20 protein-coding genes and 1 pseudogene are annotated in these 22,148 nt (G+C 71.6%); 8 read left to right on the forward strand and 13 right to left on the reverse strand.

What is annotated here, in order from left to right; all coding sequences use genetic code 11:
- Positions 1-31 precede the first annotated feature (31 nt).
- The 7 genes from AB0Q90_RS20595 to AB0Q90_RS20625 all read right to left on the reverse strand — a co-directional run bounded on the left by AB0Q90_RS20595 (position 32) and on the right by AB0Q90_RS20625 (position 7,083).
- A complete protein-coding gene (locus tag AB0Q90_RS20595; protein WP_363160035.1) occupies positions 32-811 on the reverse strand; it encodes an ABC transporter ATP-binding protein in 780 nt (259 codons plus the stop codon).
- Positions 804-1,733 carry an ABC transporter permease gene (locus AB0Q90_RS20600; RefSeq protein ID WP_363160034.1) on the reverse strand — a complete coding sequence of 310 codons (930 nt, stop codon included), beginning with the start codon at positions 1,731-1,733 and terminating at the stop codon, positions 804-806. The genes AB0Q90_RS20595 and AB0Q90_RS20600 overlap by 8 nt, the downstream gene beginning before the upstream one ends.
- Positions 1,734-1,829: 96 nt before the next feature.
- Positions 1,830-2,714, reverse strand: coding sequence for a glycosyltransferase (locus AB0Q90_RS20605; RefSeq protein ID WP_363160033.1), 885 nt, complete (start codon positions 2,712-2,714; stop codon positions 1,830-1,832).
- Between the two features lie 5 nt (positions 2,715-2,719).
- Positions 2,720-3,499, reverse strand: a complete 780-nt coding sequence (locus tag AB0Q90_RS20610; protein ID WP_363160032.1) for a CDP-alcohol phosphatidyltransferase family protein — start codon at positions 3,497-3,499, stop codon at positions 2,720-2,722.
- Positions 3,477-4,538 carry an iron-containing alcohol dehydrogenase family protein gene (locus AB0Q90_RS20615; RefSeq protein ID WP_363160031.1) on the reverse strand — a complete coding sequence of 354 codons (1,062 nt, stop codon included), beginning with the start codon at positions 4,536-4,538 and terminating at the stop codon, positions 3,477-3,479. The genes AB0Q90_RS20610 and AB0Q90_RS20615 overlap by 23 nt, the downstream gene beginning before the upstream one ends.
- The gene (locus tag AB0Q90_RS20620; RefSeq protein ID WP_363160030.1) at positions 4,526-5,278 is read right to left on the reverse strand and encodes a phosphocholine cytidylyltransferase family protein; all 753 of its coding nucleotides are present in this window, start codon (positions 5,276-5,278) and stop codon (positions 4,526-4,528) included. The genes AB0Q90_RS20615 and AB0Q90_RS20620 overlap by 13 nt, the downstream gene beginning before the upstream one ends.
- A complete protein-coding gene (locus AB0Q90_RS20625; RefSeq protein WP_363160029.1) occupies positions 5,275-7,083 on the reverse strand; it encodes a DUF5941 domain-containing protein in 1,809 nt (602 codons plus the stop codon). Before AB0Q90_RS20625 ends, AB0Q90_RS20620 begins: the two co-directional genes overlap by 4 nt.
- A 276-nt stretch (positions 7,084-7,359) precedes the next feature.
- Between AB0Q90_RS20625 and galE the strand changes: the two genes are divergently transcribed.
- From galE to idi, 3 genes are all read left to right on the forward strand, one after another.
- Complete coding sequence (galE, locus tag AB0Q90_RS20630) at positions 7,360-8,325, forward strand: UDP-glucose 4-epimerase GalE (protein WP_363160028.1); 966 nt, start codon at positions 7,360-7,362, stop codon at positions 8,323-8,325.
- A 145-nt stretch (positions 8,326-8,470) separates the two neighbouring features.
- Positions 8,471-9,409, forward strand: coding sequence for a cation diffusion facilitator family transporter (locus tag AB0Q90_RS20635; RefSeq protein WP_363160027.1), 939 nt, complete (start codon positions 8,471-8,473; stop codon positions 9,407-9,409).
- 154 nt (positions 9,410-9,563) lie between these two features.
- Positions 9,564-10,157: an isopentenyl-diphosphate Delta-isomerase gene (idi, locus tag AB0Q90_RS20640; protein ID WP_363160026.1), complete on the forward strand. Its 594-nt coding sequence runs from the start codon at positions 9,564-9,566 to the stop codon at positions 10,155-10,157.
- Between the two features lie 6 nt (positions 10,158-10,163).
- Here the strand turns inward: idi and AB0Q90_RS20645 are convergent, their stop codons facing one another.
- Positions 10,164-10,655, reverse strand: a complete 492-nt coding sequence (locus AB0Q90_RS20645) for an ATP-binding protein (RefSeq protein ID WP_363160025.1) — start codon at positions 10,653-10,655, stop codon at positions 10,164-10,166.
- A 242-nt stretch (positions 10,656-10,897) separates the two neighbouring features.
- Between AB0Q90_RS20645 and AB0Q90_RS20650 the strand changes: the two genes are divergently transcribed.
- Positions 10,898-11,647 (forward strand): enoyl-CoA hydratase/isomerase family protein, encoded by a 750-nt coding sequence (locus AB0Q90_RS20650; RefSeq protein ID WP_363160024.1) that lies wholly within the window; start codon positions 10,898-10,900, stop codon positions 11,645-11,647.
- On the opposite strand, the gene AB0Q90_RS20655 is transcribed toward AB0Q90_RS20650, so the two are convergent.
- Both AB0Q90_RS20655 and AB0Q90_RS20660 read right to left on the reverse strand, forming a co-directional pair.
- Complete coding sequence (locus AB0Q90_RS20655) at positions 11,634-12,269, reverse strand: DJ-1/PfpI family protein (RefSeq protein WP_363160023.1); 636 nt, start codon at positions 12,267-12,269, stop codon at positions 11,634-11,636. The genes AB0Q90_RS20650 and AB0Q90_RS20655 overlap by 14 nt on opposite strands.
- A 10-nt stretch (positions 12,270-12,279) precedes the next feature.
- Positions 12,280-13,242, reverse strand: a complete 963-nt coding sequence (locus tag AB0Q90_RS20660; RefSeq protein ID WP_363160022.1) for a GlxA family transcriptional regulator — start codon at positions 13,240-13,242, stop codon at positions 12,280-12,282.
- 103 nt (positions 13,243-13,345) lie between these two features.
- Between AB0Q90_RS20660 and AB0Q90_RS20665 the strand changes: the two genes are divergently transcribed.
- The 3 genes from AB0Q90_RS20665 to AB0Q90_RS20675 all read left to right on the forward strand — a co-directional run bounded on the left by AB0Q90_RS20665 (position 13,346) and on the right by AB0Q90_RS20675 (position 17,960).
- Positions 13,346-14,215 carry a hypothetical protein gene (locus AB0Q90_RS20665; protein ID WP_363160021.1) on the forward strand — a complete coding sequence of 290 codons (870 nt, stop codon included), beginning with the start codon at positions 13,346-13,348 and terminating at the stop codon, positions 14,213-14,215.
- Between the two features lie 66 nt (positions 14,216-14,281).
- Positions 14,282-16,672, forward strand: coding sequence for a Tex family protein (locus AB0Q90_RS20670; RefSeq protein WP_363160020.1), 2,391 nt, complete (start codon positions 14,282-14,284; stop codon positions 16,670-16,672).
- Positions 16,673-16,811: 139 nt separating this feature from the next.
- On the forward strand, positions 16,812-17,960 hold the full coding sequence (locus AB0Q90_RS20675; RefSeq protein ID WP_363160019.1) for a serine hydrolase domain-containing protein: 1,149 nt from the start codon (positions 16,812-16,814) through the stop codon (positions 17,958-17,960).
- A 122-nt stretch (positions 17,961-18,082) separates the two neighbouring features.
- Here AB0Q90_RS20675 and AB0Q90_RS20680 read toward each other — a convergent pair whose 3' ends face one another.
- Together AB0Q90_RS20680 and AB0Q90_RS20685 are read right to left on the reverse strand one after the other, a co-directional pair.
- Positions 18,083-19,723 (reverse strand): ABC-F family ATP-binding cassette domain-containing protein, encoded by a 1,641-nt coding sequence (locus AB0Q90_RS20680; RefSeq protein WP_363160018.1) that lies wholly within the window; start codon positions 19,721-19,723, stop codon positions 18,083-18,085.
- A 48-nt stretch (positions 19,724-19,771) separates the two neighbouring features.
- Complete coding sequence (locus AB0Q90_RS20685; RefSeq protein WP_363160017.1) at positions 19,772-20,794, reverse strand: oxidoreductase; 1,023 nt, start codon at positions 20,792-20,794, stop codon at positions 19,772-19,774.
- Between the two features lie 66 nt (positions 20,795-20,860).
- Between AB0Q90_RS20685 and AB0Q90_RS20690 the strand changes: the two genes are divergently transcribed.
- A complete protein-coding gene (locus AB0Q90_RS20690) occupies positions 20,861-21,820 on the forward strand; it encodes an FAD-dependent oxidoreductase (RefSeq protein WP_363160016.1) in 960 nt (319 codons plus the stop codon).
- 80 nt (positions 21,821-21,900) lie between these two features.
- On the opposite strand, the pseudogene AB0Q90_RS20695 reads toward AB0Q90_RS20690, so the two are convergent.
- Positions 21,901-22,143 (reverse strand): annotated as a pseudogene (locus tag AB0Q90_RS20695) (BCCT family transporter); the annotation flags it as partial.
- Positions 22,144-22,148 lie beyond the last annotated feature (5 nt).

A 22,148-nucleotide genomic window follows, 5' to 3' on the forward strand; every position in this document is an offset into this window, starting at 1 on the left:
GGGTCGGCCGGGTGCGCCGGTCCCGGGTGGACTACTTGCCCGTGAACTTCTCGTACTCCTTGAGGACCTCGTCGGTCGGGCCGTCCATGCGCAGCTCACCGCGCTCCAGCCACAGGACGCGGTCACAGGTGTCCCGGATCGACTTGTTGTTGTGGCTGACGAGGAAGACGGTGCCGGCCTCCTGGCGCAGCTCCCGGATGCGCGCCTCGGAGCGCTTCTGGAACTTGCGGTCGCCCGTCGCCAGCGCCTCGTCGATCATCAGGACGTCGTGGTCCTTTGCGGCGGCGATGGAAAACCGCAGACGGGCCGCCATGCCGGAGGAGTAGGTGCGCATCGGCAGGGTGATGAAGTCACCCTTCTCGTTGATACCGGAGAAGTCGACGATCTCCTGGTAGCGCGCCTTGATCTCCTCGCGGGTCATCCCCATGGCGAGCCCGCCCAATATGACGTTCCGCTCCCCGGTCAGGTCGTTCATCAGGGCCGCGTTCACGCCCAGCAGCGAGGGCTGGCCGTCGGTGTAGACCTTGCCCTGCTCGGCGGGCAGCAGGCCGGCGATGGCCCGCAGCAGGGTGGACTTGCCGGAGCCGTTGGAGCCGATGAGGCCGATGGCCTCGCCGCGGTAGGCGACGAAGGAGACACCCCTGACGGCGTGCACCTTGCGCACCCCGCGCTCCTCGCCGCGCTTGAGGATGCGGCTCAGCGCCGCGGTGGCGCTGCCCTTGCCGGTCTTGGCGCCGTTGACGCGGTAGACGATGTGCAGCTCGTCGGCGATGACGGTGGGGACGCGCGCGTCCGTCTTGGGGTCAGCCACGGCCGTACCTCTCCTCCGCCTTCCAGAAGTACACGAAGCCGCCGAGCGCGAAGAGCAGCGCCCAGCCGCCCGCGGCCGCCCAGACGTGGTCGGGGAGGTTCTCGGAGCCGTAGCCGTCGATCAGCGCGAAGCGCATCAGGTCCATGTAGATCGCGGCCGGGTTCCACTGCAGGACGTCGGCGATCCACTGCGGCTTGTCGGCGAGCATGATCGGGATCGAGTACATGACGCCGGAGGCGTACATCCACGTACGCATCACGAACGGCATCAGCTGCGCCAGGTCCGGGGTCTTGGCGCCGGCCCTGGCCATGATCAGGGCCAGGCCGGTGTTGAACAGGAACTGCAGGGCCAGCACCGGAACCATCAGCAGCCACGACGCGTCCGGGTAGCTGCCGAACACACAGGTCACCGCGACCAGCACGAGCATCGACGCGAGCAGCTGCTGGAGCTGCTGCAGCGAGAACGACACCGGCAGCGAGGCGCGCGGGAAGTGCAGCGCGCGCACCAGGCCGAGGTTGCCGGAGATCGCACGGACGCCCGCCATCACCGAGCTCTGCGTGAAGGTGAACACGAACACGCCGGTGACCAGGAACGGGATGTACACCTCGCGGGACATGCCGCGGTCGGCTTCCAGGATGACGCCGAAGATGAAGAAGTACACGGCCGCGTTCAGCAGCGGCGTCACCACCTGCCACAGCTGGCCGAGCTTGGCCTGGCTGTACTGGGCGGTCAGCTTCGCCCGGGAGAAGGCGAGGATGAAGTGGCGCCGGTCCCAGAGCTGGCGCACGTACTCGAACAGCGAGGGGCGTGCGCCGCTCACGGACAGCCCGTACTTGGCGGCCAGCTGGGCCGCCGTGAGGCCTTCGTCGGGCGACGGGGGCTCGCTCACCGCGACTCGGCCGTCGTGCGTTGTCTCACTCACTACCGGAAACTTTCGTCTTCGAGATGCACGCCTGTGCGGGCATGGCATGACCCTGGGGCCGTGGGTGCGGCCCGGTTGCTCTCAGGGACGAGCTTGTCAGATGACGGGAGGTCGGCCCAGTCGGGTCAGCCGCCACACCGTACGCCACTTCATGGGCCGGCGGGGGCCGCACGGGCTGGTCCAGCCCTCCCGGAAACCGCCGAACCAGGCTTTGAGGGCGGGCCGCGAGGGGCGGCGCAGCAGGGTGAGCAGCATCCAGACGCCCAGGTAGACCGGCACCAGGAGCGCGGGCAGGTTGCGGCGGGCCAGCCAGACGCGGTTGCGGGCGACCATGCGGTGGTAGACCGCGTGCCGCGAGGGCGCGGTCGTGGGGTGGTACAGCACCATGTCGGACCGGTAGTCGATCATCCAGCCCGCGTCGAGGGCCCGCCATGCCAGGTCGGTTTCCTCGTGTGCGTAGAAGAATTCGTCCGGCAGGCCGCCGACTTCGGCGAAGACCTGGGTGCGGACGGCGTTGGCGCCGCCGAGGAAGGTGGTCACCCGGGAGGAGCGCATCGGGTCCGAGGCGCGCAGCCTCGGCACATGGCGGCGCTGGGTCTCACCGGTGTCCGGGTCGGCGATGCGGAAGCTGATGATGCCGAGGCCGGAGTCGGCCGCGAAGGCCTGCCGGCACAGCTCGGCGGTGTCGGTCAGCGGCAGGAGACCGTCGTCGTCGAGGAACAGCAATATGTCGACATCTCGACCGCTGGGGCCGAAGGCCTCGATGCCGACGTTGCGGCCGCCGGGGATGCCGAGGTTCTCCGGCAGCTCGACGGTGCGTACACCCGCGGGCACCTCCGGGACGGGCGAGCCGTTGCCGACCACGACCACCTCGACGCGGTCGCCGTCCTGCTTGGCGACCGAGTCGAGCAGCGCGCGCAGTTCGTCGGGGCGGTTTCCCATGGTGATGATGACCGCGCCGACCTTGAGCGAGGAGTCCATGCCGCTCACCTCAGCCTGCTCGACACGAGGATGGACACGAGGTGCAGCAGCGTCTGCAGCAGCGCGATGCCGGCCAGTACGGCGACACCGAGCCGGGAGAAGAACAGGTCGCCGCGCAGCTCGTCGGCGATCGCGAGCACCAGGATCAGCAGGGACGCCTCGATGCCGAGGATCAGCCGGTGGAACTTCAGCGCCGCGGCGGCCTTGCGGGCCAGCGCCATGCCGGAGGAGCGCGGCTCGGACGCCGACTCCTTCACGGGCGGCAGGCCGTTCTGGTGGCGGGCGACGCCCACCAGGTCGGTCTCGGCCTTGATCAGGATCGCGCCGAGCGCGGCCAGCGTGCCGAGGAAGGCCCACAGCCAGTCGATACGGCCGCTGCCCCACAGGTCGGCGGCGCGCAGACCGAAGCCGACCAGTACGGCGGCGTCGGTCAGGTAGGCGCCGACGCGGTCCAGGTAGACCCCGCCGAGCGAGTACTGCTTGCGCCAGCGGGCGATCTCGCCGTCGACGCAGTCCAGCAGCAGGTACAGCTGGACGCACACCACACCGAGTACGGCGCCCGGGATCCCCGGCACGAGCAGTGCCGGGGCCGCGAGCACACCGAAGACGGTCATCAGGTACGTGAGCTGGTTGGGCGTGACCCTGGTGTTGACCAGGTAGCGGTCGACCCGCAGGGACACCTCGCGCATGTAGAGGCGTCCCATCCAGTGCTCACCGCTGCGCCGGTCCTTCACCCCCGGGGGGTGGACGACCGGACGGAGTTCAGCTACCGATGGCCTTGACATAGTCGGCGTAGATGTCCTTGATCTGGTCGGTTTTCAGGTCGAGGTGTTCGAGGATCGTGTAGCGGCCGGGACGGGTCTCCGGAGCGAACTCCACGACGCGGACGAACTCGTCCCGTGTGAAGCCGATCTCCTCCGGCAGCACCGGCAGTCCGTGCCGACGCAACACCTCGGCCATGTAGGCCGACTCCTCGTGGGCCCCGCGCAGGTACATCGCGAAGGCCGCGCCCAGTCCGCACTGCTCGCCATGGGCGGCCGCGCGGCGGGGGAACAGCAGGTCGAAGGCGTGGTTGATCTCGTGGCAGGCCCCGGAGGACGGGCGGGAGTCGCCCGACACCGACATGGCGATACCGCTGAGCACCAGCGCCTCCGCCAGTACCTGGAGGAAATCGGTGTCCCCTATGCCGCCGGGGTGCCTGAGCACGGCCTCGCCCGCCTGCCGGGCGATGGCGGCGGCCAGGCCGTCGATCTTCTCGCCCTTGACGCGGTTGGCCAGCTCCCAGTCCGCGATGGCGGAGATGTTGGAGACGGCGTCACCGATGCCGGCGCGCACGAAGCGCGCCGGGGCGTCGCGGATGATGTCGAGGTCGATGACGACCGCGATCGGGTTCGGCACGCCGTAGGAGCCGCGGCCGGCGTCGTTGTCGAGGGTGGCGACGGGCGAGCACAGGCCGTCGTGCGCGAGGTTCGTCGGCACGGCGACCAGCGGCAGGCCGACCCGGGCCGCGGCGAACTTGGCGCAGTCGATGATCTTGCCGCCGCCGAGCCCGACGACCGCGTCGTAGTGGCCGGCCTTTATGTCGCCGGCCAGCCGGATCGCGTCGTCGAGGGTGCCGCCGCCGACCTCGTACCAGCTGGCGCCGGGCAGTGAGGGCTCCAGCCGCTCGCGCAGTTTCGCCCCGGAACCGCCGCTGACGGCCACGGCGAGCTTGCCGGAGTGCGAGATGCGCTCGTCGGCGAGCACACAGGCCAGGTCGTCGAGGGCACCCGGGCGGATGTCCACGACGACCGGCGAGGGGATGAGCCTCGTCAGTACTGGCACGCGATCTCCCGTCCGCGGGCGAGATCGTCGTGGTTGTCGATCTCGACCCACTTCACCTCGCCGATCGGCGCCGTGTCGATCTTGAAGCCGCGGTTCACGAGCTCCTGGTAGCCGTGCTCGTAGAACTGCTGCGGGTCGGTCTCCCAGACCGTCTTCAGGGCGTCGACCAGCTCGGGGGCGGCGTCTCCCTCGATGAGGGTGACGCCGATGTACTCGCCGGTGGCCTCGGACGGGTCCATCAGCTTGGTGATCTTCGTGACGCCCTTGTCGGGGTCCACGACGACCTTCATCTCCTCGTCGGCGAGGGACTTCACCGTGTCGAGGGCGAGGATGATCTTCTTGCCGTCGCCGCGGGCGGCGAGCAGCGTCTGCTCGACGGAGACCGGGTGGACGGTGTCGCCGTTGGCGAGGATCACGCCGTCCTTGAGGGCGTCACGGCCGCACCACAGGGAGTAGGCGTTGTTCCACTCCTCGGCCTTGTCGTTGTCGATGAGGGTGAGCTTGAGGCCGTACTTCTGCTCAAGGGCTTCCTTGCGCTCGTACACGGCCTCCTTGCGGTAGCCGACGATGATCGCTACCTCGGTCAGGCCGATCTCGGCGAAGTTGGCGAGGGTGAGGTCGAGAACCGTGGGTTCGCCCTCTATGCCCGCGGGGCCCACCGGCACCAGAGCCTTGGGAAGGCTGTCGGTGTAGGGGCGCAGACGCCGTCCGGCGCCGGCCGCCAGCACGAGGCCGATCATGCGGGTTCTCCTTCATCGTGTACGGCGGGCGCCCCTGCGGACACCCAGAAGCGGATGCTCTCGACGAGCACCACCAGAGCCACGGCCACGGCAAGAGCCGTGAGCGCGACCTTGAACTGTGCGGCGGTGAACAGCACGGCCAGCACCGTGACCACCAGCGTCCGGCCCTCGTGCCCCCCGATCGCCCGCACCAGCCAGTGCGGGGGCGCGCCCGCGTTGCCGCGGATGCGGTAGACCGTGTCGTAGTGATGGTAGGCGACAGCCGCCACCAGGCCGAAAGCCGCAGGAAGGGCTCCGTTCACCCCGGCGTTGACTGCGAGGGCGAGGACGGTGCCGTACTCGGCCGCCCGGAAGAACGGCGGGACCAGCCAGTCGAGGGCGCCCTTGAGGGGGCGGGCGACGGCGAGGCCCGAGGTCACGGCGTAGAAGAGGGCGGCGACGACCGGCCAGGGGCCGCCGAAGTCGGTGAGCGCGGCGGTGGCCACGACGGCCAGGCCGCCGAGGAGGGCGAGCGCGGGCGCCGCGAAGCCGGGCAGCCGGCGCGCGGGGTTCTTGACCGCCTCGGCGATGCCCTGCGCGAGCGGGCCGGAGTCCGCGAGGTCGGCCAGCGCCTGCGCGGCCCGGTCGGTGCGGCGCGCCTTGCGGGTCAGCGAACGCAGCACGCGGCCCGCCGTGGTGTACGTGGCGGCGAAGGCACAGCCGATGAGCAGCGCGTAGAAGGTGATGCGCGGGGTGGTGACGGCCGTCAGGACGGCGATCATCGCCCAGCGCTCGCCGATCGGCAGGACGATCATGCGGCGCACCCAGACCGTCCAGCCGACGCTGTCGAGCTTGTCCGAAAGGGCCGCGGTGGGGCTGGTGTTGGCCGTCGCGTCGTGGTTCGCCTCGTTGAAGGAGAAGTCCACGACGTGCCGGCAGGTCTGCAGGACCATCGCCCCGAGGGCGAGCGCCCATACGTCGTCGCCGCCGCGGGCCGCGCCGAGGGCGAGGCCCGCGTAGTAGGCGTACTCCTTGGCCCGGTCGAAGGTGGCGTCGAGCCAGGCGCCGAGCGTGGAGTACTGCAGGGAGTAGCGGGCGAGCTGGCCGTCGGTGCAGTCCAGCACGAAGGAGAAGAGGAGCAGCACCCCGGCCGCCACGAATCCGCCGCGGGTGCCGGTGGCCGCGCAGCCCGCTGCGATGAGCGCGGTGAGCAGCGAGGCGGTGGTGACCTGGTTGGGGGTCAGACCGCGGCGGGCGCACCAGCGGGCGATGTAGCGGGAGTAGGGGCTGATGCAGAACGTGGTGAAGAAGCCGTCGCGGGCCTTCACGGCCGACTTCAGGCGTACGGCCTCGTCGTCGACGGAGGCGACGGCCTGGCGTGCTTCGTTGCGGGCCTGCGGGTCGGCGGGGACGGCGGCGACGAGGCTGCCGAGCTCGGGCCGGTGGACGGCGGTGCCGTCCTCGTCCAGGGCGGTGACGATGCGGTCGGCGAGGCTGTCCACGGCGAGGGCCGTACCGCCGCCGGCGGAGTTCTCGCGGGCCATCGCGCGGGTCAGCGCCTGGCGGCCCTCGGGCTGGGCGGTGATCGCGCCGGACACCGCGGCGAGCGGGAAGCGCGGGTCGGTCAGACCGAGGCGCAGGGCGTGCAGGTGGCCCACGAAGCGGGCGTCGACCAGGGCGACGCGCTCCTGGGCCGGGATCCCGGCCAGAAGCGTCTCGGCGTCGGCGGCGTCGGCCGCGGTGCGGACGTCGAAACCGAGCGACCGCAGATCGCCCTCGATCGACGATCCGGGGACCGGCTGACCGGTGAGGATGGCGGTCGACAACCGAACTCACTCCCTGGGTGCCGACGCCGGGACGCCGGTCTTGCGCATGATGGGGGCGCCCTTGCCTGTGGCCCCGGGCGGCATGTCGGCAGAGGCTATCGGATGCCGGGAACGCTGCGTTCACCGCCCGTTTCACAGCCCGATCGACGTGGTTTGCACACGCCGTTGCCGCGATCATCATCGGGGATCCGGGGCCCGGCCCACAAACTGCGCTTCCAGAGCTGACATTTGGAACATTTCAATGGCCCGGGATGCCTCGGCATAGGGTGGGACACCATGACATGGCTGATCACAGGCGGGGCCGGATACATAGGTGCACACGTGGCGCGGGCCATGACCGACGCCGGGGAGCGCGTGCTCGCGCTGGACGACCTCTCGGCCGGAGTGCCCGCGCGGCTGCCGGCCGGGGTTCCGCTGGTGCACGGTTCGTCGCTCGACGCCGAGCTGCTCAAGCGGCTCTTCGCGGAGCACGCGGTGACCGGTGTGGTGCACCTGGCCGCCCGCAAGCAGGTGGCCGAGTCCGTGGCCCAGCCGATCCGCTACTACCAGGAGAACGTGGGCGGTCTCGGCACACTCCTCCAGGCGGTGGCCGAGGCCGGGATCCAGCGGTTCGTGTTCTCCTCGTCGGCGGCCGTCTACGGCAACCCGGATGTGGACCTCATCACGGAGGACACCCCGTGCGCGCCGGTGAACCCCTACGGCGAGACCAAGCTCGCCGGTGAGTGGCTGGTCCGCGCGGCGGGACAGGCGCACGGAATCTCCACGGTTTGTCTGCGCTATTTCAACGTGGCGGGCGCCGCCGCGCCCGAGCTGGCCGACACGGGCGTCTTCAACATCGTCCCCATGGTCTTCGACCGGCTCACCCGCGACGAGGCCCCGCGGATCTTCGGCGACGACTACCCGACGCCGGACGGCACCTGTGTCCGTGATTACATCCATGTCGCCGACCTCGCCGAGGCCCACCTCGCGGCCGCCCGCCGGCTCACCGAGCGCAGCGGCGACCTGACCGTCAACATCGGCCGCGGCGAGGGCGTCTCCGTCCGGGAGCTGATCGACGTCATCGGCGAGGTCAGCGGCGACGCCCGGCCGGCCGTCGTGGAGGGCCGCCGGCCCGGGGACGCGCCACGGGCCGTGGCCTCGGCCGCACGGGCCGCCGAAGAGCTCGGCTGGACCGCTCGGCGCGGGGTACGCGAGATGGTGGAGTCGGCGTGGCAGGGGTGGCTGCGGCACCACGGCGGATGACCGCGTCGGCGTTCTGACCTGCGGATCGTTTCCGCAGGTCAGGGCACATGACAACGGTGTTCAGTGCAGCGTTGCCTGATACCCCCCACCCGTAGTTCACTGTGATCCCGGACGACCACCAGGACCACAGCAGGAGGCGGCTTTCATGGGGGCTGGGCACGATCACGGGCATGCACACGGTGCACCCGCCGGCGGTACGGCGACCGCCGCCTACCGCGGCAGGCTGCGCGTCGCGCTGTCGATCACGCTCACCGTCATGGTGGTCGAGGTCGTCGGAGGCGTCGTCGCCGACTCGCTCGCCCTCGTGGCGGACGCGGCGCACATGGCGACCGACGCGCTGGGGCTCGGCATGGCCCTGCTCGCGATCCACTTCGCGGGCCGCCCGCCGACCGGCAACCGCACCTTCGGCTACGCCCGTGCCGAGATCCTGGCCGCGCTCGCCAACTGTCTGCTGCTGCTCGGGGTGGGCGGCTACGTCCTGTACGAGGCGATCCAGCGGTTCTTCACCCCCGCCGGCACCGAGGGCGGCCTGATGATCGTGTTCGGCGCGATCGGTCTGGTCGCGAACATGATCTCGCTCACGCTGCTCATGCGCGGCCAGAAGGAGAGCCTGAACGTACGCGGCGCGTTCCTGGAGGTGGCCGCCGACGCTTTGGGCTCGGTGGCGGTGCTGATCTCCGCGGTGGTCATCCTGACGACCGGCTGGCAGACGGCCGACCCGATCGCCTCGCTGATCATCGGCCTGATGATCGTGCCGCGCACCGTCAAGCTGCTGCGCGAGACCCTCGACGTCCTGCTGGAGGCGGCCCCCAAGGGCGTCGACATGATGGAGGTACGGGCCCACATACTCGCCCTGGACGGCGTCGAGGACGTTCACGACCTGCACGCCTGGACGATCACCTCGGGCATGCCGGTGCTGTCCGCGCACGTGGTCGTCAGCTCCGAGGCGCTGAGCGCGATCGGCCACGAGAAGATGCTGCACGAGCTCCAGGGCTGCCTCGGCGACCACTTCGACGTGGAGCACTGCACCTTCCAGCTGGAGCCCGGCGGGCACGCGGAGCACGAGGCGCGGCTCTGCCACTGATGGAACGCAGCGGTCCGGCGCGCGGCTGCGTCTTCACCCCCACAGCCCGGCCGCGCCAGGGTTCCCGTGCCGCCGCGCCGGGCACGATCAACTGCCGGGAGTGCCGGATTCGTGCGGCACACTTGGGGCGCGAAGACCGAAGTGAAGGATGGGTATGCCGATCACACCTGCCACCGCCGCGCAGCGCGCGTCGAACGGCACCGCAGACGCGATTTTGCTCGAACTGGTCGACGAGAACGGTGTGACGATCGGCACCGCGGAGAAGCTCGCCGCCCATCAGCCGCCGGGGCAGCTGCACCGCGCCTTCTCGGTGTTCCTCTTCGACGAGCGGGGCCGGCTGCTGCTCCAGCAGCGGGCGCTGGGCAAGTACCACTCCCCCGGTGTGTGGTCCAACACCTGCTGCGGCCACCCGTACCCGGGCGAGGCGCCGTTCGCGGCGGCGGCCCGGCGCACCTTCGAGGAGCTCGGGGTCTCCCCGTCGCTGCTCGCCGAGGCGGGCACGGTCCGCTACAACCACCCGGACCCGGACTCGGGCCTGGTGGAGCAGGAGTACAACCACCTCTTCGTGGGCCTGGTGCAGTCCCCGCTGCGGCCGGACCCGGAGGAGGTCGGGGAGACCGCCTACGTGACGCCCGCGGAGCTCGCCGAGCGGCACGCCAAGGACACCTTCTCGTCCTGGTTCATGACCGTCCTGGACGCGGCCCGTCCCGCGGTCCGGGAGCTGACGGGCCCGTCCGCGGGCTGGTGAGCCGGGTCAGGTCAGCCGTTCGGGTTTGAGCGGCAGGGCGGCCCAGATCACCTTGCCGCCGCTCGCGGTGTGCTCGACGTCGCACACCCCGCCCGCCTCCCGGGCGACCTCGCGCACGAGGAGCAGCCCGCGCCCGCCGGTCTGGCCGTGATCGGCTTCCAGGGCCGTCGGACGGTAGGGGTGGTTGTCCTCCACGGACACCCGCACCCACTCGGCGCCGACGGCGACCTCCACGGCGAGCATCGGCGACAGCAGCGCCGCGTGCCGGACGGCGTTCGTGACCAGTTCCGAGACGATCAGCAGCAGACCCTGCGCCAGATCGTCCGAGATGGGTACTCCCTGGCGGTACAGCAGGTCCCGTACGGCATGCCGCGCCTGCGGGACGGAAGCGTCGACGGCGGAGGCGGTGAACCGCCACACCCCCTCATAGGGCAACGGGTCCGGAGACCCGTGGTTGTCCATCGTCCGGTCGCCACCCTCGCGCTCGATTGTCGCCACACGACGAGTGTTGGTAACACCCCGCTCCGCACCGGTTACCTGAACACAAGTCAGCGCATATCGAGCGTTTATGACCGTTGACGTACGGCACGGTCAGCCACAGGACCGCTTCTGCCCCTCTCGCACCAACTTTACGAACTATTCGGGTTGTACGGGTTTGTTGACTGCCCAGGGATGATCACCACGCCGAACCGGCGCCCTTCTTGATCGGCCGTCCGGTGCGGCCGGATAGCATCCGGCGCATGGAGCCGCAGCTGCTGCACAGCGTCACCGACTCGGTCGCCACCGTTGTCGTCCACCATCCGGCCAAGCGCAACGCCATGACGGCCGCGATGTGGCGGGCGCTGCCACCCCTGCTCGACACCCTCGCCGCCGATCCGCAGGTGCGGGCCCTGGTGCTGACCGGGGCCGGCGGAACCTTCTGCGCGGGGGCCGACATCTCCACCCTCCAGGGCTCGGCGGCGGAGGCCCAGGGTCTCGCGATGCTGGCCGAGGAGGCGCTCGCGGCCTTCCCCAAGCCGACGCTGGCGGCCGTCCGCGGACACTGCGTGGGCGGCGGTGCTCAGCTCGCGGCCGCCTGCGACCTGCGGTTCGCCGAGGAGGGCTCGCTGTTCGGCGTGACGCCGGCGAAGCTCGCCATCGTGTATCCGGCCTCGTCCACCCGGCGGCTGGTGTCACTGATGGGCCCGTCGGCCACCAAGTACCTGCTGTTCTCGGGCGAGTTGATCGACGCCGAGCGGGCCCTGCGCACCGGCCTGCTCGACGAGCTGCTGCCGGTGGGCGAACTGGACAAGCGGGTGGCGGAGTTCACCCGGGTGCTGGTGAGCCGTTCGCAGCTGACGCAGGCCGCGGCCAAGGAGTTCGCGAACGGGCGTACCGACCGGGACGCGTACTGGACGGAGCAGGCGCGCGGCAGCGACGACACCGCGGAGGGCGTCGCCGCGTTCCTGCAGCGCAGGGCGCCGCGCTTCACCTGGACTACGTCAGGATGAAGCGGCTCCGCGCGCGCAGCAGTTCGACGAGGTGCGCCGGCGCCTTCTCCGGCGAGCCCGCGTCGTAGGGCGGCTGGGGGTCGTACTCGGTCCCCAGCTGGACCGTCTGCGCGTGCTCGTCGCCCGCGATCCGGCCGAGCAGGGCGAGCCCCATGTCGATGCCGGAGGAGACCCCGGCCGCGGTGACGTACTTCCCGTCGAAGACGACGCGTTCGCCGGTGGGCTCGGCCCCGAACCGGGTCAGCTGGTCGAGGGCCAGCCAGTGGGAGGTGGCCCGGCGCCCCTTGAGGAGTCCGGCGGCGGCCAGGAGCAGGGAGCCCGAGCAGACGGACGCCATCCAGGTACTGGTGGTGTCGGCGGCGCGCAGCCAGTCCAGCAGGGGCTCGTGCGCCATCAGCGCGCTCTGGCCGGGACCGCCGGACACCAGCACGATGTCGGGGTCCGGCACCTCCGCCAGCGCCTTGTCCGCGCTGATCGCGAGGAATCCGGTCTCCGTGCGGACGAGGCCGGCCTCCTCCGCGACGAACACCGTCTCCGCGCCCGGGAGGCGGGAGAGGATCTCGTACGGTCCGACGACGTCGAGGGCGGTGAAGCGGTCGTAGACGACGATGGCGATCTGCATCGGTTCCCTTTCAGCGGGCGGGTGCGGGGCGGAAGCGGCGGCGGTACTCGGCCGGGGGCGTTCCGAGGGCCTTGACGAAGGCGCGGCGCATGGCCTCGGGGGTGCCGTAGCCGCTGGCGCGGGAGATCTCCTCGATGCCGCCGGTGGTGTCCTCCAGGAGGCGGCGGGCGTGTTCGAGGCGGACCCGGTCCACGTAGCGGCCGGGTGTCGTCCCCGTCTCGGTCCGGAAGGCGCGGGCGAAGTGGCGCGGCGAGAGCCCGGCGCGGGCGGCGAGGGTCTCCACGGACAGGTCGGCGGCGGGATGCTCGGTGATCCACTGCTGGACCTCGCGCAGCGGGTCGCGGCGCGCGGTCTGGGCGGCGAGCTGGGCGCTGAACTGGGCCTGGTTGCCCGGCCGGCGCAGGAAGACCACCAGGTGGCGGGCGATGGTGAGGGCGACGTCCCGGCCGAGGTCCTCCTCGACCAGGGCAAGGGCGAGGTCGATGCCCGCGGTGACACCGGCCGAGGTGGCGACCCGGCCGTCGCGCACATAGATCGGGTCGGGGTCGACCTCGACGGCCGGGTGCTCACGGGCGAGCCGGTCGCAGTGCGCCCAGTGGGTGGTGGCGTGGCGGCCGTCCAGGAGGCCCGCCTCGGCGAGCCGGAATGCGCCGGTGCACACCGAGACCAGCCGCTCGGCCCGCGGCCCGTGCTCGCGCAGCCAGGCCGTGAGCCGGGCATCGGGGTGGCGGGTGCCCCGGCCGCCGGGGACCAGCAGGGTGTGCGGGGCGGGCGCCCCGGCGAGCGACGAGTCCGGTACGAGGGTCAGGCCGCCGGAGGTGCGTACGGGGCCGCCGTCCGGCGAGGCCGTACGGATGCGGTAGGAGCCCGGGGTGTGCTGCTCGGCCCCCGCGAAGACCTCCAGGGGACCGGTGACGTCGAGGCCCTGCACACCGTCGAAGAGGACCAGGAGAACCGTTCGCTGCTGCGCCATGCCCTCGATTCTTGGCGGGCGCCGTCATGGCCGCAATGACGAGTTCCCCACCTTTTCTGCCACCCTTGACCGGGGATACCAAGCGGTCGGTAACCTGCCCGGCATGACTACTGCCGCCCTGGACCCGCGCGCGGGCCGCCGCTGCCACAACGCGCTCAACACCCTGCACTCGATGCACTACTTCGCGCCCGAGCTGGCCCAGGAGCTGGGCGCTCTCGGGATCACCCACCCCAAGGCCGTCAACTTCGCGGTACGGGCCGCCGCCCTCGGTGCGGTCGGGCCCGGCACGGTGGCCGCGACCTTCTACAACTACAAGTACGAGACGGTCGCCCGCTTCGTCCCCGCCGTCTGGGAAGCCGCCGCCCCGGAGCAGATCCTGGCCGCACGCGCGCGTGCGGTCGACGCCATGCTGCGCCGGCTGCTCGGCGAGGAGGTCCTGGCGTCCGCCGAGATGGCGGAGGCCGCACGGCTCGCCCTGCGCGCCACCGAGGCCTGCTCGCGCGCCGCCCGGCCGCTGTACTCGGCCCACGCCGACCTGCCGGTCCCCGAGGAGCCGCACCTGGCGTACTTCCACGCCGGCATGCTGCTGCGCGAGCACCGCGGCGACGGGCACCTCGCCGCGCTGATGTCCGCCGAACTGGACGGCCTGGAAGCGGTGGTGACCCACACCGCGACCGGCCGGGGCTTCACCCCGAAGTGGGTGCTCATGACCCGCGGCTGGGCCCAGGACGAGTGGGACGCGGCGGTCGGCCGGCTGCGCGAGCGCGGCCTGGTGGACGCGGCCGGCGAGCTGACCGACGACGGACTCGCGCTGCGCGACGAGATCGAGCGGCAGACGGACCGGCTGGACCGGGCCCCCTACGAGCACCTGGGCGCGGAGGGCGTCGCACGTCTGACCGAGCTCGGCACGGGGTTCGCGCACACCGCCCTCGCCGCGGGCGCGTACCCGGCGGATCTGATCGGCAAGGCCTGATCCCCGGTTGTCGGTGCCACCTGCCACAATTGCCGCGCAACCTCAGTGAGAAGGCGGTACGGGATCGTGACGACACCCGGGTCCAACGGATCCATCAACGCGGGATCCATCGAAGGCAGGATCGCCGGGGAGCTCGGCGTACGGGAGCGGCAGGTCAAGGCTGCCGTGGAGCTGCTCGACGGCGGTTCGACGGTGCCCTTCATCGCCCGCTACCGCAAGGAAGCGACCGAGATGCTCGACGACGCGCAGCTGCGCACGATCGAGGAGCGGCTGCGCTATCTGCGGGAGCTGGAGGAGCGGCGGACGGCGATCCTCGACTCGGTGCGTGAGCAGGGCAAGCTCACCGAGGAGCTGGAGGCGCGGATCCGCGGCGCGGAGACCAAGGCGCGCCTGGAGGACATCTACCTGCCCTTCAAGCCCAAGCGCAGGACCAAGGCGCAGATCGCGCGCGAGGCCGGTCTTGAGCCGCTCGCCGAGGGGCTGCTCGGGGACCCGGGTGTGGAACCGCTGGCCGCGGCCGCCGCGTTCGTCGACGCCGACAAGGGCGTGGCCGACCCGCAGGCCGCCCTCGACGGCGCCCGGGCCATCCTCACCGAGCGGTTCTCGGAGGACGCCGACCTGATCGGCGAGCTGCGCGAGCGCATGTGGGTGCGCGGGCGGCTGGCCGCGAAGGTGCGCGAGGGCAAGGAGGAGGCGGGCGCCAAGTTCGCCGACTACTTCGACTTCGCCGAGCCGTTCACCGAGCTGCCCTCGCACCGGATCCTGGCGATGCTGCGCGGCGAGAAGGAGGAGGTCCTCGACCTCGTCCTGGAGCCGGAGGAGGCCACCGAGGGTCCTTCGTCGTACGAGGGGATCGTCGCCTCGAAGTTCGCGATCGCGGACCGGGGCCGTCCCGCCGACAAGTGGCTGACGGACACGGTCCGCTGGGCCTGGCGGACCCGGATCCTCGTGCACCTCGGCATCGACCTGCGCCTGAGGCTGCGTACGGCCGCCGAGGACGAGGCGGTCAACGTCTTCGCCGCCAACCTCCGCGACCTGCTGCTCGCCGCCCCGGCCGGCACGCGCGCGACGCTGGGCCTCGACCCCGGGTTCCGTACGGGTGTGAAGGTCGCCGTGGTGGACGCGACCGGCAAGGTCGTGGCGACGGACGTCATCTATCCGCACGTCCCCGCGAACAAGTGGGACGAGGCCATCGCCAAGCTGGCGCGGCTGGCGAAGGAGCACGCGGTCGAGCTGGTCGCGATCGGCAACGGCACGGCGTCCCGCGAGACCGACAAGCTCGCCGGTGAACTCATCACCAAGCACCCCGAGTTGAAGCTCACCAAGGTGATGGTGTCCGAGGCGGGCGCCTCGGTGTACTCGGCCTCCGCGTTCGCCTCGCAGGAGCTGCCCGACATGGACGTGTCGCTGCGCGGCGCCGTCTCGATCGCGCGCCGGCTCCAGGACCCGCTGGCCGAGCTGGTGAAGATCGACCCGAAGTCGATCGGCGTGGGCCAGTACCAGCACGACCTGTCCGAGGTGAAGCTGTCGCGCTCGCTGGACGCGGTGGTCGAGGACTGTGTGAACGGCGTGGGCGTCGACGTGAACACGGCGTCGGCCCCGCTGCTCGCCCGGGTCTCCGGCATCACCTCCGGCCTCGCCGAGAACATCGTGTCGCACCGCGACTCCAACGGCCCGTTCCGCTCGCGTTCGGAGCTGAAGAAGGTCGCCCGGCTCGGGCCGAAGGCGTACGAGCAGTGCGCGGGCTTCCTGCGCATCCGGGGCGGCGACGACCCGCTGGACTCGTCCAGCGTGCACCCGGAGGCCTATCCGGTGGTCCGGCGGATGGTGAAGACCTCCGGCCAGGAGGTGGCCGCGCTCATCGGCAACACGGGCGTGCTGCGCTCGCTGCGGCCGCAGGAGTTCGTGGACGAGACGTTCGGTCTGCCGACGGTGACCGACATCCTCAAGGAGCTGGAGAAGCCCGGGCGTGACCCGCGGCCCGCGTTCAAGACGGCCACCTTCAAGGAGGGCGTCGAGAAGATCTCCGACCTGTCGTCCGGGATGGTGCTGGAGGGCGTGGTCACCAATGTGGCGGCCTTCGGGGCCTTCGTGGACGTCGGTGTCCACCAGGACGGGCTGGTGCATGTCTCCGCGATGTCCAAGACGTTCGTCAAGGATCCGCGTGATGTGGTCAAGCCGGGCGACATCGTCAAGGTGAAGGTGCTCGACATCGACATTCCGCGCAAGCGGATCTCGCTGACGCTGCGGCTGGACGACGAGGCGGCCCCGCAGGGCGGTCAGCCCTCCGGCGGTGAGCGCCGCCAGCAGCGGGGCGGGCGTCCGCCGCAGCAGCGGCAGAACCGTGGCGGGGGCGGCGGCGGGGGCTCGCGCCAGGCGCCGCCGCCGGCGAACAGCGCGATGGCCGACGCGCTGCGCCGGGCGGGTCTGGTGGACCCGAAGAAGGGCCGCCGCTGATCTGATCCCCGGTCCCTCCGCCACCGCGGGGAGGGACCGGGTGACCTCCCCTTGGGCCGTGTGCAGCAACACGGGCGGCTCGCGGATCGCCGGGAAGTGAAGCTGGACGGCGACCAGCCAGCGCCTCCCGGGAGTGCCCATGCCGATCCGCCGCCGTGTCCCGTTCCGCCTGGGGGCGGTCTGTCTGATCGCGGTGTGCCTCACCGCCGCGACGCCGCCCGGACCGCCCGCCGACCGCGGGCTGCAACACCAGTTGGACGACCTCGTCCGCAGGCCGGACGGGCCGCCCGGGGTCATCGCCGTGCTGAGCGACGGCAGGAAGAGCCGGGTCCTGCGGGCCGGGGTCGCGGATCTGGACACCGGGCGCCGGCCCGGGGCCCACGACCACATGCGGATCGCCAGTACGGCCAAGGCGTTCAGCGGCGCCGTGGCCCTGTCCCTGGTCGGCCTCGGCGACCTGGACCTGGACGACACCGTGGGCAAGCGTCTGCCGGGGCTGCCGAAGGCGTGGCACGCCGTGACGCTGCGCCAGCTGCTGAATCACACCAGCGGGCTGCCCGACTTCTCCGAGTCGCCCGAGTTCCTGCGGATCCTGAGGGCCGACCCACGGCACCGCTTCGACTCCCGCAGGCTGCTCGACTACGTCGCCGGCCGTCGGCTGCGGTTCGCGCCGGGCAGCCGCTACCAGTACTCCAACTCCGACAACATCGCCGTCGCCCTGATGGCGGAGGCGGTCACCGGCACCCGCTACGAGCGTCTGCTGGGCGAGCTGGTGTACGCCCCGCTGGGGCTGCGCCGCACCAGCCTGCCGCAGGGGTACCGGATGCCGGGGCCGTACCTGCACGGCTACGCCGTGGTGCCGCCGCCCGCGGAGGACGTCAGCGAGGTGATCGGCATGTCCGGCGTATGGGCGTCCGGCGGCATCGTCTCCACACCCGTCGACATGACCCGTTTCGTGCGCGGCTACGCCGGAGGGCGGCTCTACGGCCAGGACGTCGTACGGGAGCAGCGCACCTGGGTCTCCGGGGCGTCCGAGCCCGCCGGGCCGGGACGCAACGACGCGGGGCTCGGCATCTTCCGGTACAAGACCCGGTGCGGGATCGTCCTGGGCCACACCGGCAACACCCCCGGCTACACCCAGCTGATCGCGGCCACACCGGACGGGCGCCAGTCGCTGACCTTCTCCACCACCACGCAGATCAACCAGCGCGTCGCCCCCGACCTGTTGCAGCAACTGCGCGCCGTCCAGGAGAACTTCGTCTGCGCGCTGTTGCGCCCCAAGGGCTGAGCGGACCTGGTGAAGTCCACTGCGGTTCGGCAACTCCCTCCAGGGGCGCGGGGAACTGCGCGACCAGCCACAACGGCGCCGCAGCCGAACGACGACCCGTCACCGCAGCTCCAGCGGAGCGCTCAGCGTTCGGTCACCTTGCCGTCCGCGACCTCCAGGCGGCGGGTGACATGGACCGCGTCGAGCATGCGCCGGTCGTGGGTGACCAGGAGCAGCGTGCCCTCGTAGGCGTCGAGGGCCGATTCCAGTTGCTCGATGGCCGGGAGGTCGAGGTGGTTGGTCGGCTCGTCGAGGACGAGGAGGTTGACGCCGCGGCCCTGGAGCAGCGCCAGGGCCGCGCGGGTGCGTTCGCCGGGTGAGAGGGTGCCCGCCGGGCGCAGTACGTGGTCCGACTTCAGGCCGAACTTGGCGAGCAGGGTGCGGACCTCGACCGGTTCCGTGTCGGGGACGGCCGCGCAGAACGCGTCCAGCAGCGACTCCTCGCCGTGGAACAGCTTGCGGGCCTGGTCGACCTCGCCGATCAGGACGCCGGAGCCGAGGGAGGCCTGGCCCGCGGTCAGCGGGACCCGGCCGAGCAGGGCTCCCAGCAGCGTGGACTTGCCCGCGCCGTTCGCACCCGTCACCGCCACCCGGTCCGCCCAGTCGATCTGGAGGGACACCGGGCCGAGGGTGAAGTCGCCGCGGCGCACCTCGGCGTCACGGAGGGTGGCGACGACGGCGCCGGAGCGCGGGGCCGACGCGATCTCCATGCGCAGGTCCCACTCCTTGCGGGGTTCCTCGACGGTGTCGAGGCGTTCGATCATGCGCTGGGTCTGGCGGGCCTTGGCCGCCTGCTTCTCGCTGGCCTCGCTGCGGAACTTGCGGCCGATCTTGTCGTTGTCGTTGGCCGCCTTGCGGCGCGCGTTCTTCACGCCCTTGTCCATCCAGGAGCGCTGCATCTGCGCCCGGTCCTGGAGGGCGGCCTTCTTGTCGGCGTACTCCTCGTAGTCCTCGCGCGCGTGCCGGCGGGCGACCTCGCGCTCCTCCAGATAGGCCTCGTAGCCGCCGCCGTAGAGGTTGATCTGCTGCTGGGCGAGGTCGAGTTCGAGGACCTTGGTGACGGTGCGGGTGAGGAACTCGCGGTCGTGGCTGACGACGACGGTGCCGGCGCGCAGGCCGGAGACGAAGCGTTCCAGGCGTTCCAGGCCGTCGAGGTCGAGGTCGTTGGTCGGCTCGTCGAGGAGGAAGACGTCGTAGCGGGAGAGGAGGAGGGAGGCGAGTCCGGCGCGGGCCGCCTGGCCGCCCGAGAGGGAGGTCATCGGCTGGTCCAGGTCCACGGCCAGGCCCAGGGAGTCGGCGATCTCCTCGGCGCGTTCGTCGAGGTCGGCGCCGCCCAGGTCGAGCCAGCGCTCCAGGCTGGTGGCGTAGGCGTCGTCGGCGCCGGGCGCCCCGTCGACCAGGGCCTGGGTGGCCTCGTCCATCGTGCGCTGGGCCTCGGCGACGCCGGTGCGGCGGGCGAGGAACGCGCGCACGGTCTCGCCCGGGCGCCGCTCCGGCTCCTGCGGGAGGTGGCCCACGGTGGCCGTCGGCGGGGACAGGCGCAGTTCGCCCTCCTCCGGCGCGGCGAGGCCGGCGAGCAGCCTGAGCAGGGTGGACTTGCCGGCGCCGTTGGCCCCGACCAGCCCGATCACGTCTCCGGGCGCGACGACGAGGTCGAGCCCGCTGAACAGGGAGCGGTCGCCGTGGCCGGCGGCGAGGTTCTTCACGACGAGAGTGGCAGTCATCAGGCCCACGATCCTAGTCGCCGGCGCGGGGAGCCTTCATTTCCTTTCTCACCGGGCCATCGCCTCCACCAGCACGCTTCCCGAGGTCCGCGCCACTACGAAGGACTCCCCCTTCACCGCCCTGGCGTCCAGGGCGATGCGGTGGCGGCCCGCCTCCAGGACGCCGTCGAAGACCTCGTGGGCGTGGGTGCGGTACAGGCGGTCCAGACGGTAGGCGGTCAGCCGGACCCGGCAGGGCGAGGTCACCTCGATGCCCGCCTCGCCGTCGACGGCCACCAGGCGGGTCAGCCGGCGCTGCTGCTCCGGGCTGCGGTCCAGCGCGTGTTCGATCTGGGCGACGAGAAGGGGGACGATCGGGGCGAGGCCGTCGACGTACGCCACGTCGACGCCGGCGCGGTCGAAGGCGCGGCGTACGGCGGAGCGTTCCTGCTCGGTGACGGCGCGGCCGAAGGCGACGGCGCCGTAGGCCCGCAGTTCGTCGGCGGGGACGTGCTCGGCGTCGCGGGTGATGTCGGCGCCGATGCCGATGGTGCGCAGCGCGGCGGCGAGCTTGGCCAGCAGGGCGACCCGGGCGCCGATGAGCAGGACGCGGCGGCGGGAGCCGTGGGGGGCCTGGTCGAGGAGGGAGGCCAGCGCCTCCCGGTACTCGGTGCCGTGGAAGCGGAAGGGCCCTATGCCGTGGTAGCCGTTGAGCTCCAGGTCGGCGTGGTCGGCGGTCTGCCAGGCGAAGTCGCGCCAGATGTAGTCCTCGCCGTCCCTCTCGATGGCCGCGGTGACCGCGCCGCAGGCGAGGTTCTCGCATTCGGGGCAGCCGTAGATGACATAGCGGCCGTCCGGGAGCGGTGGTTCCGCTTCCAGCAGGAGGCTGCGGACCTGGGCCGTGAAGATGGCGGGCGGGACGTCGGAGGCGAGCGGGGAGACGGCGTCGAGGTCGGAGAGCTGGAACAGCAGCGGGCGGCCGTCGACGATGAAGTCCACGAAGTCCCGGTGCACTTGGTAGTCACCGTTGGCGAGGACTCCACCGGCACGCATCGCCGGTGCCAGGCCGAAGGTCGCGTACTCGGCAGACATGCTGTGAGTATTCCCGGCGCGGGGGTGATGTGAGCACGGCATGGCACATTCCGCTACCTTCCCCGGGTGGAGACTGGGCGGAGCGACGAAGTCATCGTGGTCGGCGGTGGGGTGATCGGCCTGACGACGGCCGTGGTGCTGGCCGAGCACGGCAGGCGGGTCCGGGTGTGGACGCGGGACCCTGTCGAGCGGACCACCTCGGCGGTCGCGGGCGCGCTGTGGTGGCCGTACCGGATCGAACCGGTCGCTCTCGCGCGGGTGTGGGCGCTGCGGTCCCTGGATGTGTACGCGGAGCTGGCCGCGCGTCCGGAGGTCACCGGCGTACGCATGGTCGAAGGGGTACTGGGCGAGGGCGATCTGGACGGGGCGGACGCGTGGGCGGCGGCCCGGGTGCCGGGGCTGCGCAGGGCGACGGCGCACGAGCACGCCGGCGGGACGGGATTGTGGGCCCGGCTGCCGCTGATCGACATGTCGACCCATCTCCCGTGGCTGAGGGAACGGTTCCTCGCGGCGGGCGGGGCCATCGAGACGCGTACGGTCTCCGCCCTCGCCGAAGCCGGGACCGAGGCGCCGGTCGTGGTCAACTGCACGGGGCTCGGCGCCCGCGAGCTCGTCCCGGACACGTCCGTACGGCCCGTGCGGGGGCAGTTGGTGGTCGTGGAGAACCCCGGGATCCGCACCTGGGTCACCTCCAGCGAGCCGTCCGGGGAGATGGCGTACTTCTTTCCGCAGCCGGGCCGGCTGCTGCTGGGCGGGACGGCGGACGACGGGGAGTGGTCGCTGGAGCCCGATCCCGAGGTCGCCGAGGCGATCGTGCGGCGCTGCGCGCGCCTGCGTCCGGAGATCGCCGGGGCGCGGGTCCTGGACCACCGGGTGGGGCTGCGGCCCGTGCGGGACGCCGTCCGGCTGGAGCGCGAACCGCTGCCGGACGGGCGGGTGTTGGTGCACAACTACGGCCATGGCGGCGCCGGGGTCACGGTGGCCTGGGGCTGCGCGGAGGAGGCGGCCGCCCTCGCCTCCGGCTGAGGCTCTGGCGTGGTCGTGGCCCAGCGGGTCGCCCACCGATGGGGTCCCCCAGGCTCGAACGCAGTTGAGAGCTGGGGGAGGCTGATCGCGAGCCAGAGGGCGAAGACCGCGAAGCGCGAGGCGGTCAGCATGAAGGCCCAGCCGCCGTTGTGGATCAGGCCGTTGAGCATCTTCGTGGACCCGTTCTCCAGCGAGTCCGTGGCCACCGAGCCCCGGATCACGAAGGCGACGGTGATGACGGCCGTGACGCCGGACACCACACGGTCCGTGTGGTGGGGGCCGGAAAGGTCGTCAGAACCTTCCCGGCCACCCCTTTTCTTCAGGTCCT

The sequence above is a fragment of the Streptomyces sp. NPDC079141 genome (assembly GCF_040686775.1).
Taxonomy (GTDB): domain Bacteria; phylum Actinomycetota; class Actinomycetes; order Streptomycetales; family Streptomycetaceae; genus Streptomyces.